We start from the raw sequence: 14,459 nt of genomic DNA, 5'->3' as shown, positions 1-14,459 counted from the left end.
GTTTGTGGCTATCGTGCGACGCTCTGCGTCCCCTTTGCGACCCCATCACCACCGACGACTGTTGTTCAACCCCTGCAAATACTCATCCCCGCCCAGCTGACGCATCTGCTGGCGAATCCAGCCGGCGCGGCGGGAGACGTAGCTGCTGGGGTGGCTGGCGCTCCACTGTCGTGGGTTGGGCAGGACGGCGGCGAGGTAACTGGCCTGTTGCGCGGAGAGGGTGCTGGCGTTGGTGCGGAAGTGGTGTTGCGCAGCAGCCTGGGCGCCGAACACGCCTTCGTCCCATTCGACGCTGTTGAGGTACACCTCAAGGATGCGCTCCTTGGACCACAGCAGTTCGATGAGCATGGTAAACCAGGCTTCCAGACCTTTGCGCAGGTAGCTGCGACCCGACCACAGGAACAGGTTTTTCGACACCTGCTGGCTCAAGGTGCTGGCGCCACGGATCGAGCCGCCTAGTTCGTTGTGCAGAATGGCGGCCTGAATCGCTTCAACATCGAAGCCCCAATGCTCGGCAAACTTCTGGTCTTCGCCGGCAATCACGGCAATTTTCAGGTTGTCGGAGATCTTGTCCCACGGTTCCCGGTCACGTTGCAGGTCGATGGGCTCGCCGTCGAACCACGATTCGACCTTGCGTTCGACCATCAGCGCGGTGCCCGGTGGCGGTATCCAGCGCATGACCAAAACCACTAGAAAGCTGCCTGCGGCGAACCACAGCAGGGCTTTGACGATGCGACGAAGAATAATTTGCAGCATAGAGATGGCTTGGCCGAACCCGTTGAGCGGGCCATTATACAGACCGTGCGCCTTCCGACGATTTTTCCCTGGAGTTCCTGATGCTTCGTAGCTTTTTGATGCTGGCTGCCGTCTTCGGCTTTACCGGCGTGGCCTTGGGCGCCTTCGCGGCGCATGGCCTGAAAGAACGCCTGAGTGCCGAGTACCTGGCGGTTTTTCATACCGGTGTGCTTTATCAGCTGGTCCACGCGCTGGCCTTGCTTGGCGTGGCGGTATTGGCGACGCAGGTCCCGGGGCGTCTGATCAATCTGGCCGGGTTCTCATTCGCCATCGGTATTCTGCTGTTTTCCGGCAGCCTGTACGCATTGACCCTGACCGGCATCAGCAAGCTGGGCATCATCACCCCGTTCGGTGGTCTGGCGTTTCTGTTTGGCTGGTCGATGCTGGGGCTGGCGGCGTGGCGACTGGGTTCCGCGCCCTGAACGGCACGCCACGCTTGAGACGAATGGCGTGGCTTTGCCTTGGTCATACCGGCTGATCGGGCTAGAATGCTGGCCCCCTAAAATGATGGCTGCTGTCGCATGCACATTCAGTTGAACGGTGAACCCTTTGAACTGCCCGATGGCGAGACCGTCGCGGCGTTATTGACTCGCCTGGACCTTGCCGGACGTCGGGTCGCGGTGGAACTGAACCTGGAGATCGTGTCGCGTAGCCAGCATGACGCGACGGTCCTGCGCGAAGGCGATCAGGTCGAAGTGGTTCATGCCATCGGCGGTGGCTAGTCGGCACTTGCCCTGCGCCGCCCCCAATCTGCACTCCAAAGAGGATTACCGATGAGCAATGTTCGCAGCGACAAGCCCTTCGTTCTGGCTGGTCGGACTTTCGAGTCGCGCCTGCTGGTGGGCACCGGCAAGTACATCGACATGGAACAGACTCGTCTGGCCATCGAAGCCTCCGGTGCCGAAATTGTTACCGTCGCCGTGCGCCGCACCAACCTGGGCCAGAACCCGGGCGAGCCGAACCTGCTCGACGTGTTGCCGCCAGACCGTTACACCATCCTGCCGAACACCGCTGGCTGCTTCGACGCGGTTGAGGCGGTGCGCACCTGCCGCCTGTCCCGCGAGCTGCTCGACGGGCGCAACCTGGTCAAGCTGGAAGTGCTGGCCGATCAGAAAACCCTGTTCCCCAATGTCATCGAAACCCTCAAAGCCGCCGAAATACTGGTCAAGGACGGCTTCGACGTCATGGTCTACACCAGCGATGACCCGATCATCGCCCGCCAGCTGGCCGAAATCGGCTGCATTGCAATCATGCCGCTGGCCGGTCTGATCGGCAGCGGTCTGGGGATCTGCAACCCGTACAACCTGCAGATCATCCTTGAAGAAACCAAAGTCCCGGTGCTGGTCGATGCCGGCGTCGGCACTGCCTCCGACGCCACCATCGCGATGGAGCTGGGCTGCGAGGCGGTGTTGATGAACTCGGCCATCGCCCATGCGCAACAGCCGGTCATGATGGCCGAAGCCATGAGGCACGCTGTAATTGCCGGTCGTCTGGCGTACCTCGCCGGGCGCATGCCACGAAAACTCTATGCCAGCGCATCTTCGCCGCTGGATGGCCTGATCAAGTAAGAGCCCGTTGATGACTGATTCGCACGTTCCGCACCCAGAGTCGCCTGCTACCGAAGAAGGCGAAGAGCGCCCGCACCGCCGCATCAAAAGCTTCGTGATGCGTGCTGGTCGCATGACCGAAGGCCAGCAGCGCGGTCTGGATCAAGGCCGTCCGCTGTTTGGCCTGTCGCTGACCGACACGCCGGCGGATTTCGATCAGGTGTTCGGCCGCTCTGCGCCGCGCACGCTGGAGATCGGCTTCGGCATGGGTCACTCGCTACTGGAAATGGCCGCAGCGGCCCCCGAGCAGGATTTCATCGGCGTTGAAGTGCATTACCCGGGCGTAGGCGCGCTGCTCAATGGCGTGCTGACCCAAGGGCTGACCAATGTGCGCGTCTACGATTGCGACGCCATTGAAGTGCTGAACCGCTGCATCGCCGATAACAGCCTTGACCGGCTGATGCTGTTCTTCCCGGACCCGTGGCACAAGAGCCGTCACCACAAGCGCCGTATCGTGCAGCCTGAGTTTGCCGCCTTGGTGCGCAGCAAGCTGAAAGTTGGCGGCGTATTCCATATGGCCACCGATTGGGGCCCGTACGCGGAATACATGCTGGAAGTGATGAGCGTAGCGCCTGGCTATCGCAATCAGGCCGAAGACAACCAATACGTGCCGCGCCCGGCGGAAAGGCCGATCACCAAGTTCGAACGCCGGGGCGAAAAACTCGGCCACGGTGTCTGGGATCTGAAGTTCGAGAAAGTCGACTGAATGCGCTGACCGTGCCCAATCAATTGGGCACGGTCTTGCTGAATGAAGCGTATCCCGCCGCTTACTGAATCTCGTCCGGCTTGACGATTACCCAGTTCTTGTCCGCCGTGACCGGCAATTTCTCCTTGGCCTGTGCTTCGGCATTGGCCTTGATCATGCCGTTGAGCTGGGTCATGTATTTGTCCTTGCGGTTGACCCACAAGTGCACGCCGCCCTTGCTCACATCCACGCTGTGAAACAGCATGTAGCCGTCGCTGGTCGGGGTGTCGCCGCCCACCAGCACCGGTTTTTCCACTGATCGATGTAAGTCAGAATCGCTGCCTGCTTGCCGGCCATCCAGGTTGCCGGGGTCCACAGGTACGACGTCAGCTCCAGGCCCATGTTGCTTTTCGCATCATATTTGCCCGCAGTGATCTGCTTGCGTGCGGTGGTCAATTCGCCGGTCTTGCGGTCCTTGAGCAGCGTGGTGACGCCGATCACGTTCTGCGGTTTGACGTTGTAACCGTACTTGGGATCGGCGGCGACCATGCGCACCAGCTCTTCGGACGCAGCGGTCATCACGTAGACCTCGATGCCGTTCTCCATCAGCTTGTTGTACAGCTCGGTCTGCCCGGTGAACACGCGTGGCGGCTCGACATTGAGCTGCTTGACGGTATCGCCGTCGTAATAGGTCGCAGGGATCGGCTTTTTCAGGGCCATCAGTTCATCGACGTAGCCTTTGAGCTCCTGCAGCGTAAAGCCGGAAAATACTTGGGCGACCCACGGATAGCAGACCATGTCGTCTATTTCGCACAGGCGATAGTAGTAACTGAACAGGCTTTCCTTGTGTTCGGCGGTGTCTTTGAAGGGGATCAGTTTCAACGAAGGGTCTAGCGTTTCGCGGGTGATCAGACCTTTGTTTTCCATGTACGGCAGCAGCGATTCTTCAAGGTCGAAGCGGTAGCTGGTGTTGTCCATGTCGAAGACCGCGTAATTGCCCTTGTTGGCATTCGCGGCGATCATCGCGTCGAGTGCCTTGGCGGCAGGCTCAGGCCAATGCTTCAATTCGGTGGCAGCAAAAGCCTGGCTGGCAAGCCCGGCACAGAGTGCAACGGCCAGCAATTTTGGCGCGAATTTCATAGACGATTTCCCCTTGTCAAAAAACGAAGGGGCAGACCGTAACAAATTATTGTGAAGGCAAAAGTACGTCAGCGACCCGAAAAAGGCCAAAAGACGCCGTTTGCCCCTTTATTTGCGACGCCGAAACCAAAAACGACACTTTTGTTACGGTTTTTGGACGGTGGTCTGAATCGGCGCTAAAAAACGCTCAGAGGCGTTCCCAGACCTCAAAGTTGTAAGCGGGCTTGTCATCGACGGCGGCATTTTCGGTGTTGGACACCAGCGCCCATTGCGCGGTATCAAATTCCGGAAACCACGCGTCGCCTTCAGGGCTCAGCGCCACGCGAGTCAAATACAGACGGTCCGCGTGCGCAAGGCCCTGCGCATAAAGCTGAGCGCCGCCAATCAACATCACTTCATCGACGCCCTGTTGCTGCGCCCATTGCTCGGCGCGCACCACGGCGGCGTCCAGCGACGGGAAGACTTCCGCGCCCTCAAGTTGCAGGTCCGCCTGGCGGCTGACCACCAGATTGAGGCGGCCGGGCAGGGGACGGCCCAGCGAATCCCAGGTCTTGCGACCCATGATGATCGGTTTGCCGAGTGTGGTGGCCTTGAAATACTTGAAATCCCCCGGCAGATGCCAGGGCATGGAATTGTCGACGCCGATTACTCGGTTTTCACCAAGGGCGGCAATCAGGCTGAGCGAGAGATGAATTTTCATGGGCGCGAGGATATCAGAGGTCGCGGAGCGGGCGAATGAACTGATACGCGCCGTGCTCAGTCCGATGGCAGCGTTTATGCTCACCGCAGCATTCAATCAGCAGTATTAAATCAAGAGACGCCGTGTGACTGCACTGACCCCACTCGATACCCTCTGGTTGACCGAAGCCGTGCGCCTGCGTGAACAGCAGGCGGGCGCGCTGGATGATCAGGAAGCCAACCGCCTAGCCCGCGCCGCCGGAGGCGATCTGAACGCCCGTATCACGCACCGCGCTCTCGGGCTGGCGGAGCGCGACGGCATGCTCGCTGCGCTGCATCGCTGGAAGCAAGGCGCGCGCCTGGCCTTGATGGCGCTGGCCGTGTTGGCCGTCATCAGCGGGGCAGGGCTGGCCTTTGCCGCGATGGGTGACGGGCAGACGCCGGTCAACGTGTTCTGGGCGCTGGGCAGCCTGTTGGGCGTAAATGTGCTGCTGCTGGCCAGTTGGGCGCTGGGTTTGATGTTCGCCGGGCGCAGCAACACCGGGTTGGGACGGTTATGGTTGTGGCTGAGCGAAAAGCTCGCCCGTGACGCGCAGGCCGCGCAACTCGCGCCTGCGCTGGTTCTGCTGCTGCAACGCAAACGCCTGAATCGCTGGGTGCTCGGGCTGGTGGTTCACAGCCTGTGGTTGCTGGCATTGCTCAGTGCGCTGGTGGTGCTGCTGATGCTGATGGCAACCCGGCGCTACGGTTTTGTCTGGGAAACCACGATTCTGAGCAGCGACACTTTTGTCAGCCTGACCCAGACCCTCGGTACGCTCCCGGCCTGGCTGGGCTTCAGTGTGCCGGATGAAACCATGATCCGCGCCAGCGGCAACGGCGCGTTGAGCATCGAGAATGCGCGGCAGGCCTGGGCCGCGTGGCTGGTGGGTGTGCTGCTGGTGTACGGCATTCTGCCGCGTCTTTTGCTGGCGGCGTTCTGTCTGTGGCGCTGGAAGCGCGGGCGGGCTGCGTTGCGTCTTGATCTTGAGCTGCCGGAGTACCTTGAGCTGCGAGAACGACTGATGCCCAGCAGCGAGCGATTGGGCGTCAACGATGCCGAGCCCGCTGCGCTGCATCAGGTGCAATCCGGCGTGAGCGCTGTTGAAAGCAACGGCGCGCTGCTGGTGGCAATCGAGCTGGATGATCAGCAGGTCTGGCCGCCACAGTTGCCTTCCGGTGTGGCCAATGCCGGCGTGCTTGACAGCCGCGAGTCGCGCCAGAAACTTCTTGAGCAACTGGCTCACTATCCGCCTGCGCGTATGGTCATCGCCTGCGATCCGCGCCGTTCACCGGATCGTGGCAGCCTGGCGCTGATTGCCGAGCTGGTGCGCTGCGCAGGGGCGGCGCGCATCTGGCTGCTGCCTGCACCCGTCGGGCAGACGCTCGATCCGGAGCGTGTGGGCGACTGGCGCCTCGCGCTGGATCAACTGCAATTGCACCGCACAGACAGCGCGCCGTTGAACTGGCTGGAGACAGGCCATGACTGAAGCAGACAGCACCCGTGCGATCAAGCTGGCCGTGGTCGGTCACACCAACGTCGGCAAGACCTCGCTGCTGCGCACCTTGACCGGCGATGTGAGTTTCGGTGAGGTCTCCCATAGGCCCAGCACCACCCGCCACGTAGAAGGTGCGCGCCTGTCGGTGGACGGCCAGGCGCTGGTCGAGCTGTATGACACGCCGGGTCTGGAAGACGCCATTGCGCTGCTCGATTATCTGGAGCGACTGGATCGCCCCGGTGAGCGGCTGGATGGCCCGGCGCGATTGTCGCGCTTTCTTGACGGCAGCGAAGCGCGACAGCGTTTCGAGCAGGAAGCCAAGGTGCTGCGCCAACTGCTCGACTCGGATGCGGGGTTGTACGTGATCGATGCGCGTGAGCCGGTGCTGGCCAAGTATCGCGACGAACTGGCGGTGCTGGCCAGTTGCGGCAAACCGTTGCTGCCGGTGCTGAACTTTGTCAGTGCCGCGCAGCATCGCGAGCCGGAATGGCGCGAAGCCCTTTCGCGCCTGGGCCTGCACGCGCTGGTGCGCTTCGACAGCGTGGCGCCCCCGGAAGACGGCGGCCGTCGCTTGTATGAAAGCCTGGCGCTGCTGCTGGAAAGCGCCCGGTCCCGGCTGGAGCGCCTGATCGATGATCAGGAAAAACAGCGTGCTGCCAGACGTCACAGCGCTGCCCGCCTGATCGCGGAAATGCTGATCGATTGCGCGGCCTGTCGGAGCAGCGTCGAAACCACTGCCGATCAGGAGCAGCAGGCCGTGGAGGCGTTGCGCAAGGCTGTTCGCCAGCGTGAGCAGCGCTGTGTCGAAGCGCTGCTCAAACTGCATGCCTTTCGCAAAGACGATGTGTCTGCCAGCGATCTGCCGTTGATGGATGGGCGCTGGGGCGACGACCTGTTCAATCCGGAAACCCTCAAATTGATGGGCGTGCGCGTCGGCGGCAGTGTGGCAGCGGGTGCGGCGGCCGGGGCAGGGGTGGACTTGATGGTCGGTGGTGTGACCCTCGGTGCAGCGGCGCTGGTCGGGGCGATTGCGGGGGGGGCGTTATCGACGGCGCGCAGCTACGGCGGCCGGTTGCTGGGCAAATTCAAAGGGCGCAGAGAACTGACGGTAGACGACGCGGTGCTGCGCCTGCTCGCCCTGCGGCAGCGGCAGTTGCTGCTGGCGCTGGGTGTGAGAGGGCACGCGGCCATGCACAGCATCGAACTGACCACGCCGCAGGACAAGACCTGGCGCAAAGGCAAAATCCCCGACCCCCTTTCCCGAGCCCGCGCCCATCCGCAGTGGTCGACGCTCAACCCGCATCCGAAGCCGAATCAGGGCGAGAGGCAGGAAGCGATTGATGAACTGGCGAGTGTGGTGCTGCAGGATTGAGGAATGTCAGCGCCAGTTACACACTTGTGGGAGTGAGCTTGCTCACAAAGGGGTCGGTACAGTACCCAGATATGGGGCGTTTGAACCATTTGTTTCGTGAGCAAGCTCACTCCCACAGAGTCATGCCAGCCTGGTGCTATCAGCGTTTTTCAACTTGCCGCTTGCCGCTATAAACTCACCGCTGATTTTTTATTGATTGATCGTTCAATAAAAAATCTTTAGACTAGCCCGGTCAATTCGATACAACGATCACTGCAGACAACCGGGAGATTCGCGCCAATGCCCAAGGTCGGTATGCAACCCATCCGCCGCCAGCAACTGATTCAGGCCACGCTCACAGCGGTCGATCAGGTGGGTATGGGCGATGCCAGCATTGCGCTGATCGCACGCCTGGCAGGCGTCTCCAACGGCATCATCAGTCACTATTTTCAGGGCAAGAACGGCCTGATCGCCGCGACGATGCGGCACCTGATGAACGCCCTGATCCAGAACGTCTGCGAACGCCGACAGGCTTTGACCGACGACAGCCCCAGGGCGCACCTGCAAGTGATCATCGAAGGCAACTTCGACGCCAGCCAGGTCAGCGGCCCGGCCATGAAAACCTGGCTGGCCTTCTGGGCGACCAGCATGCATCACCCGGCGTTGCACCGATTGCAGCGCATCAACGATCACCGTCTGTACTCGAACCTGTGCTGTCAGTTCCGTCGCACCTTGCCCCTGGAACAGGCACGCAACGCCGCCCGCGGGCTGGCAGCCCTGATAGACGGGCTGTGGCTGCGGGGCGCGCTGTCAGGCGATGCATTCGACACCGAGCAAGCGCAACGGATCGCTTACGAATACATGGACTTCCAATTGGCGAAATCGGCGAGCTTAGGCTTTCGAAGCCCCCTTACCGAATGACTGCACAAGCCTGTTGCCGAACGAACCCGGCACACTGAAATCAGTCATCGCCTCCCCAACTGAATGTGCGAGGACTTTATGGCCCGTTTTGAATTGCAGAAACTCTACATCGACGGCGGTTATGTCGATGCCAGCAACCCTGAAACGTTCGACTCGATCAACCCTGCCAACGGCGAAGTCCTGGCGCAGATCCAGCGCGCCAGCAAGGAAGACGTCGAGCGTGCGGTAGTCGCTGCTGAAAAAGGCCAGAAAATCTGGGCCGCCATGACCGCAGTCGAGCGTTCGCGCATCCTGCGTCGTGCCGTTGATATCCTGCGTGAGCGCAACGATGAGCTGGCTGCACTGGAAACGCTGGACACCGGTAAGGCCATCTCCGAAACCCGTTATGTCGACGTCGTGACCGGCGCTGACGTGCTGGAGTACTACGCAGGCCTGGTGCCCGCCATCGAAGGCGAACAGATCCCGCTGCGTGATTCTTCCTTTGTTTACACCCGCCGCGAACCGCTGGGTGTGGTTGCAGGCATTGGCGCGTGGAACTACCCGATCCAGATCGCGCTGTGGAAATCCGCGCCAGCACTGGCGGCGGGCAACGCGATGATCTTCAAGCCAAGCGAAGTCACTTCGCTGACTACCTTGAAGCTGGCAGAAATCTACACCGAAGCCGGCGTGCCGAACGGCGTGTTCAACGTGTTGACCGGCAGCGGCCGTGAAGTCGGCACTTGGATCACTGAGCACCCGCGCATCGAGAAGGTCTCCTTCACTGGCGGCACCGACACCGGCAAAAAAGTCATGGCCAGCGCGTCGAGCTCGTCGCTCAAGGAAGTGACCATGGAACTGGGCGGCAAGTCGCCGCTGATCGTGTTCGACGACGCCGACCTGGATCGCGCCGCCGACATTGCGATGATGGCCAACTTCTACAGTTCCGGCCAGGTCTGCACCAACGGTACGCGTGTGTTTGTGCCGAACGTGCTGAAAGCCGAATTCGAAGCGAAAATCCTTGAGCGTGTGAAGCGTATTCGTGCCGGTAACCCGGAAGACGAAAACATCAACTTTGGCCCGCTGGTCAGCTTCGAACACATGGAAAGCGTGCTGGGCTACATCGCCAAAGGCAAAGAGCAGGGCGCACGCCTGCTGTGCGGCGGCGATCGCCTGACCGGTGGTGTGTTCGACAAGGGCGCGTTCGTTGCCCCGACCGTGTTCACCGACTGCACCGACGAGATGACCATCGTGCGCGAAGAAATCTTCGGCCCGGTGATGAGCATCCTCGGTTACGACAGCGAAGACGAAGTGGTACGTCGTGCCAACGACACTGATTTCGGTCTGGCGGCCGGCATCGTTACCCGCGACCTGAACCGCGCCCACCGCGTGATTCATCTGCTGGAAGCCGGTATCTGCTGGATCAACGCCTGGGGCGAGTCGGCGGCGCAAATGCCGGTCGGCGGTTACAAGCAGTCCGGTGTGGGTCGTGAAAACGGCATCAGCTCGCTGGCCCAGTACACGCGCATCAAGTCGGTGCAGATCGAACTGGGCGACTACACCTCGGTTTTCTAAACACCGTTCAGTTCCAGGTGGCACGTGGCAAACCGCAAGCAGACGCAATCAACAGCGGCTTGCCGCACCCCATTTTCACAAGTATCGCCTTGCTGCTTCTGCTTGCAGCCAAGGCTTGAGACTTGCAGCTCTATGAGGGAGCCTCTATGACGACGCAATCCGAATTCGACTACATCATCATTGGTGCCGGCTCTGCCGGTAATACCCTGGCAGCCCGTCTTACCGAAGACGCAGGCGTCACTGTTCTGCTGCTGGAAGCCGGTGGCCCGGACTACCGTCTGGACTTCCGTACCCAGATGCCTGCCGCGCTGGCGTTCCCGCTGCAAGGCCGTCGCTACAACTGGGCTTACGAGACCGAGCCAGAGCCGCACATGAACAACCGCCGTATGGAATGCGGTCCCGGCAAGGGCCTGGGCGGCTCTTCGTTGATCAACGGCATGTGCTACATCCGTGGCAACGCGATGGACTACGACGGCTGGGCCAAAGAGCCGGGCCTCGAAGACTGGAGCTACCTCGACTGCCTGCCGTACTTCCGCAAGGCTGAAACCCGTGACATCGGCCCGAACGATTACCACGGCGGCGACGGTCCGGTCAGCGTGACCACGCCCAAAGCCGGTAACAATCCGCTGTTCCACGCGATGGTTGAAGCGGGCGTGCAAGCCGGTTTTCCGCGCACGGACGACCTCAACGGTTATCAGCAGGAAGGCTTCGGTCCAATGGACCGCACCGTGACGCCGAAAGGCCGTCGTGCCAGCACCGCGCGTGGCTATCTGGACGAAGCAAAAAAGCGTTCGACCCTGACGATTGTCACTCACGCACTGACCGACCGCATCCTGTTCGAAGGCAAGCGTGCCGTCGGCGTGGCCTATCTGGTAGGCGACAGCGACACGCGCATTGAAGCCCGTGCCCGCAAGGAAGTGTTGTTGTGTGGCGGCGCCATTGCCTCGCCGCAGATCCTGCAACGCTCTGGTGTCGGTCCTGCCGCGTTGCTGAACAAGCTCGACATCCCGGTGGTTCATGATCTGCCGGGTGTTGGCCAGAACCTTCAGGATCACCTGGAGATGTACCTGCAATATGCCTGCACCCAGCCCGTGTCGCTTTACCCTTCGCTGAAGTGGTGGAACCAGCCTGCCATCGGCGCAGAGTGGATGTTCCTCGGCACAGGTATCGGCGCGAGCAACCAGTTTGAAGCGGGTGGTTTCATTCGCTCCAGCGAAGCGTTCGAATGGCCGAACATTCAGTATCACTTCCTGCCGGTCGCGATTAACTACAACGGCACCAAGGGTGTTCAGGAACACGGCTTCCAGGCGCACGTTGGCTCGATGCGTTCGCCAAGCCGTGGACGCGTACACGTCAAGTCCAAGGACCCGCGCGAGTACCCTAGCATCCTGTTCAACTACATGGCTTCAGAGCAGGACTGGCAGGAATTCCGTGACGGTATCCGCCTGACCCGCGAGATCATGCAGCAGCCGGCGCTTGACCCGTACCGCGGCCGTGAAATCAGCCCCGGCATTGACGTGCAGTCCGATGAGGCGCTGGACCAGTTTGTGCGGGAACATGCCGAAACGGCGTATCACCCGTCCTGCTCCTGCAAAATGGGCACCGACGAGATGGCCGTGGTCGATGGTCAGGGCCGTGTGCACGGCATGCAAAGCTTGCGTGTGGTGGATGCTTCGATCATGCCGATCATCACCACCGGCAACCTGAACGCCCCGACGATCATGATCGCCGAGAAAATCGCCGACAAGATCCGCGGCCGCCAGCCACTGCCCCGCAGCACCGCCGACTACTTCGTCGCAGGCGACAAGCCAGCACGCGGCAAGCCGCTGCGTGAGATCAGCCACCAGGCTTGATCCAGTGACCAGTCGTCTTCACGCCGTGAGGACGACTGGCGTTCCCCAGCCAACAGCGCGCATGAGCGTGTAGAAACGGACCGGACGACGCTTCGCTTGTCCGCGAAAGGGTCAGTACGTTCTCAAAAATATATCGTCTAAACGTCCGCCTTCGCGAACAAGTTCGCTCCCACGGCCTTCGGCCAGAATCCAAAGCAGGCCTGTGCACAACGCTGATCTCTCCAGCGCGAAAGCGCATTTCACGCTTCGCTTGTGTGGGAGCGGACCGGGCGACGCTTCGCTTGTCCGCGAAAGGGTCAGTACGTTCTCAAAAATATATCGTCTAAACGTCCGCCTTCGCGAACAAGTTCGCTCCCACGGCCTTCGGCCAGAATCAAAAGCAGGCCTGTGCAAAGCGCTGATCTCTCCAGCGCGAGCGCGCATTTCACGCTTCGCCTGTGTGGGAGCGTGCCGGGCGACGCTTCGCTTGTCCGCGAACGTTAATGTGAGAGCGGACTTGTCCGCGAACTGCCGGGAACCGGCAGCAAAACCGGTGAATACGGTGCATCGGCCCCAACCGAGGCAGCAGGTTTCAGGGCCGCTTCGCAGCCCATCGCAGCCGTCGTAACCTCCTGAAACTCTGGAGTCAGTCCTCAGCCTCCCGACAGACGCCAATTGCCACTCCCCCTCCGCTCTGCCACAATCGCGAATGATTCTCTTTAGTTCGATCTTTCTCATCGAGGCCGTTCGTGTCGTCAGTCCCAAGCGCTCATAGCGAAATCGTTGGTGCGTTGTATCGCGATCATCGCGGGTGGCTGCTGGCCTGGCTTCGGCGTAATGTCGCCTGCCCGCAGCGTGCGCAGGACCTTAGCCAGGACACGTTCGTGCGTCTGCTCGGTCGCGATGAGCTGCTTGCGCCCCGCGAGCCGCGTGCTTTTCTGGCGACCATCGCCAAAGGCCTTATGTTCGATTACTTCCGCCGCGCTGCGCTCGAACAGGCTTACCTCGGCGAGTTGATGCAACTTCCGGAAGCCGAACAGCCTTCACCTGAAGAGCAATTGCTGATTCTCGAAGACCTCAAAACCATCGACCGCCTGCTCGACAAGCTGTCGAGCAAGGCACGGGCTGCGTTTCTGTATAACCGTCTCGACGGATTGAGCCACGGCGAGATTGCCGAGCGGCTGGGCGTTTCGGTCTCGCGAGTCCGGCAATATCTGGCCCAGGCGATGCGTCAGTGCTACGTGGCGCTTTACGGCGAGCCGACATGAGCGCCCGACCTGTTTCCGCGCGTGTGCTGGATGCCGCCATCCAGTGGCAACTCGATCTGGATGGCGCCCACGGCAACAGTGCCGAGTTCGCCCAATGGCTGGCCGCTGATGAAGAACATGCCAGAGCCTGGCGTCAATTAGGCATGGTGAATCAACGTTTTGCCCTGCCAGCAGGTCCGGCGCGCAAGGCGTTGCAGCAATCGTCTGGCGCGCTGCGACATAGCCTGCGCAAGCTGGGTGGCGGTCTGGCGGTGATGTGTGTGGCGTTAGGTCTGGCCCTGTTCATGGGCGATGGCTACCTGCCGGTGAATTACTGGCTGGCCGATCTACGCACCGCCACCGGCGAACAGCGTGACGTGCATCTGGCCGATAACACCCTGATTCGTCTCAATACCCACAGCGCCATCGACGTGCGGTTCGATGCGCAGCAACGCCGGATCGTTCTGCAAGACGGCGAAATACTGGTGCAGACTGGCAATCACGATGATCCACGGCCGTTCATCGTTGAAACGCCGGATGGCCGCATGCGCGCACTGGGCACGCGGTTTTTGGTCCGGCGTGAAGCGGACGGGACGCTGTTGAGCGTCTTGCAGTCGGCGGTGGCTGCCAACCCCCGTAATGCGGTCGATGGGCAAGTGCTGCGCGAAGGCCAGCAGATCCTGTTGACTCGCAACGGTCTGGGCCCGCTGCTCAGCCTGCCTTCCGGCACTGACGCCTGGACCCGCGGCATGCTGGTGGTGGACAACGCCCGACTGGCCGACCTGCTTGCAGAACTGGGCCGCTATCGTGCCGGGCATCTTGGGGTTGATCCGAAAATCGCTGATTTGCGCATCACCGGCGCGTTCCCGCTGGCCGACACTGACCTGGCGCTCAAGGCGCTGCTGCCCACGCTGCCCGTGCAGATCGAGCAGCACACCAAGTGGTGGGTCAGCGTGCAGGCAAGGGACGCCCAGCTTGACGCCAGCCCGGCGAAACGCTGAAACACCTCTTTTCAGTTTGCCAGCGAATTGCCCCTGACACTTTCCGCTTTTCATACGGCTTGGTTTTACACGTCATTCAAGGGCGCGCTCAGCGGTCCTCTTCGCCTGTGGATAAT

At 61.2% G+C, this 14,459-nt stretch carries 13 protein-coding genes and 1 pseudogene; 11 read left to right on the top strand and 3 right to left on the bottom strand.

The annotated features are described in order from the left end of the window. Positions 1-45: 45 nt before the first annotated feature. Entirely contained in the window at positions 46-756 is a 711-nt protein-coding gene (mtgA, locus tag BLT55_RS19470; protein WP_054998734.1) for a monofunctional biosynthetic peptidoglycan transglycosylase, read from the bottom strand. Positions 757-836: 80 nt separating this feature from the next. Here mtgA and BLT55_RS19465 point away from each other — a divergent pair, with 80 nt between their 5' ends. The 4 genes from BLT55_RS19465 (at position 837) to trmB (ending at position 3,108) form a co-directional block, all read left to right on the top strand. Next, positions 837-1,217: a DUF423 domain-containing protein gene (locus tag BLT55_RS19465; protein WP_007248096.1), complete on the top strand. Its 381-nt coding sequence runs from the start codon at positions 837-839 to the stop codon at positions 1,215-1,217. Between the two features lie 99 nt (positions 1,218-1,316). Then, positions 1,317-1,517: a sulfur carrier protein ThiS gene (gene thiS / locus BLT55_RS19460; RefSeq protein ID WP_007248095.1), complete on the top strand. Its 201-nt coding sequence runs from the start codon at positions 1,317-1,319 to the stop codon at positions 1,515-1,517. Positions 1,518-1,568: 51 nt separating this feature from the next. After that, on the top strand, positions 1,569-2,363 hold the full coding sequence (locus BLT55_RS19455; protein WP_054998735.1) for a thiazole synthase: 795 nt from the start codon (positions 1,569-1,571) through the stop codon (positions 2,361-2,363). Positions 2,364-2,460: 97 nt separating this feature from the next. Further along, positions 2,461-3,108 carry a tRNA (guanosine(46)-N7)-methyltransferase TrmB gene (gene trmB / locus BLT55_RS19450; protein WP_217998814.1) on the top strand — a complete coding sequence of 216 codons (648 nt, stop codon included), beginning with the start codon at positions 2,461-2,463 and terminating at the stop codon, positions 3,106-3,108. 61 nt (positions 3,109-3,169) lie between these two features. Here trmB and BLT55_RS19445 read toward each other — a convergent pair. Further along, positions 3,170-4,227: pseudogene (locus BLT55_RS19445) on the bottom strand (HAD family hydrolase). Positions 4,228-4,414: 187 nt separating this feature from the next. Next, a complete protein-coding gene (locus tag BLT55_RS19440; protein ID WP_054998742.1) occupies positions 4,415-4,927 on the bottom strand; it encodes a dihydrofolate reductase in 513 nt (170 codons plus the stop codon). Between the two features lie 124 nt (positions 4,928-5,051). On the opposite strand from BLT55_RS19440, the gene BLT55_RS19435 reads away from it, so the two are divergent. The 7 genes from BLT55_RS19435 (at position 5,052) to BLT55_RS19400 (ending at position 14,343) form a co-directional block, all read left to right on the top strand. Further along, positions 5,052-6,431, top strand: a complete 1,380-nt coding sequence (locus BLT55_RS19435; RefSeq protein ID WP_054998737.1) for a DUF2868 domain-containing protein — start codon at positions 5,052-5,054, stop codon at positions 6,429-6,431. Next, positions 6,424-7,812 carry a GTPase/DUF3482 domain-containing protein gene (locus BLT55_RS19430; RefSeq protein WP_054998738.1) on the top strand — a complete coding sequence of 463 codons (1,389 nt, stop codon included), beginning with the start codon at positions 6,424-6,426 and terminating at the stop codon, positions 7,810-7,812. Before BLT55_RS19435 ends, BLT55_RS19430 begins: the two co-directional genes overlap by 8 nt. 279 nt (positions 7,813-8,091) lie before the next feature. Next, positions 8,092-8,712 (top strand): transcriptional regulator BetI, encoded by a 621-nt coding sequence (betI, locus tag BLT55_RS19425; RefSeq protein ID WP_054998739.1) that lies wholly within the window; start codon positions 8,092-8,094, stop codon positions 8,710-8,712. A gap of 78 nt (positions 8,713-8,790) precedes the next feature. Beyond that, positions 8,791-10,263, top strand: coding sequence for a betaine-aldehyde dehydrogenase (gene betB / locus BLT55_RS19420; RefSeq protein WP_054998740.1), 1,473 nt, complete (start codon positions 8,791-8,793; stop codon positions 10,261-10,263). Positions 10,264-10,409: 146 nt separating this feature from the next. Then, a complete protein-coding gene (betA, locus tag BLT55_RS19410) occupies positions 10,410-12,116 on the top strand; it encodes a choline dehydrogenase (protein WP_054998741.1) in 1,707 nt (568 codons plus the stop codon). Positions 12,117-12,844: 728 nt separating this feature from the next. Next, positions 12,845-13,363, top strand: coding sequence for an RNA polymerase sigma factor (locus BLT55_RS19405; protein WP_054999083.1), 519 nt, complete (start codon positions 12,845-12,847; stop codon positions 13,361-13,363). Beyond that, positions 13,360-14,343 (top strand): FecR domain-containing protein, encoded by a 984-nt coding sequence (locus BLT55_RS19400; protein WP_054999082.1) that lies wholly within the window; start codon positions 13,360-13,362, stop codon positions 14,341-14,343. The genes BLT55_RS19405 and BLT55_RS19400 overlap by 4 nt, the downstream gene beginning before the upstream one ends. Positions 14,344-14,459 lie beyond the last annotated feature (116 nt).

The organism is Pseudomonas cannabina (assembly GCF_900100365.1).
In the GTDB taxonomy this organism is placed as follows: domain Bacteria; phylum Pseudomonadota; class Gammaproteobacteria; order Pseudomonadales; family Pseudomonadaceae; genus Aquipseudomonas; species Aquipseudomonas cannabina.
Note: the sequence above shows the minus strand (reverse complement) of the source record. Positions and strands in the feature narration are given on the sequence as shown.

Coding starts and splice junctions, on each gene's coding strand:
- mtgA (WP_054998734.1), bottom strand. CDS start 756: ATGCTGCAAATTATTCTTCGTCGCATCGTCAAAGCCCTGCTGTGGTTC.
- BLT55_RS19465 (WP_007248096.1), top strand. CDS start 837: ATGCTTCGTAGCTTTTTGATGCTGGCTGCCGTCTTCGGCTTTACCGGC.
- thiS (WP_007248095.1), top strand. CDS start 1,317: ATGCACATTCAGTTGAACGGTGAACCCTTTGAACTGCCCGATGGCGAG.
- BLT55_RS19455 (WP_054998735.1), top strand. CDS start 1,569: ATGAGCAATGTTCGCAGCGACAAGCCCTTCGTTCTGGCTGGTCGGACT.
- trmB (WP_217998814.1), top strand. CDS start 2,461: ATGCGTGCTGGTCGCATGACCGAAGGCCAGCAGCGCGGTCTGGATCAA.
- BLT55_RS19440 (WP_054998742.1), bottom strand. CDS start 4,927: ATGAAAATTCATCTCTCGCTCAGCCTGATTGCCGCCCTTGGTGAAAAC.
- BLT55_RS19430 (WP_054998738.1), top strand. CDS start 6,424: ATGACTGAAGCAGACAGCACCCGTGCGATCAAGCTGGCCGTGGTCGGT.
- betI (WP_054998739.1), top strand. CDS start 8,092: ATGCCCAAGGTCGGTATGCAACCCATCCGCCGCCAGCAACTGATTCAG.
- betB (WP_054998740.1), top strand. CDS start 8,791: ATGGCCCGTTTTGAATTGCAGAAACTCTACATCGACGGCGGTTATGTC.
- betA (WP_054998741.1), top strand. CDS start 10,410: ATGACGACGCAATCCGAATTCGACTACATCATCATTGGTGCCGGCTCT.
- BLT55_RS19400 (WP_054999082.1), top strand. CDS start 13,360: ATGAGCGCCCGACCTGTTTCCGCGCGTGTGCTGGATGCCGCCATCCAG.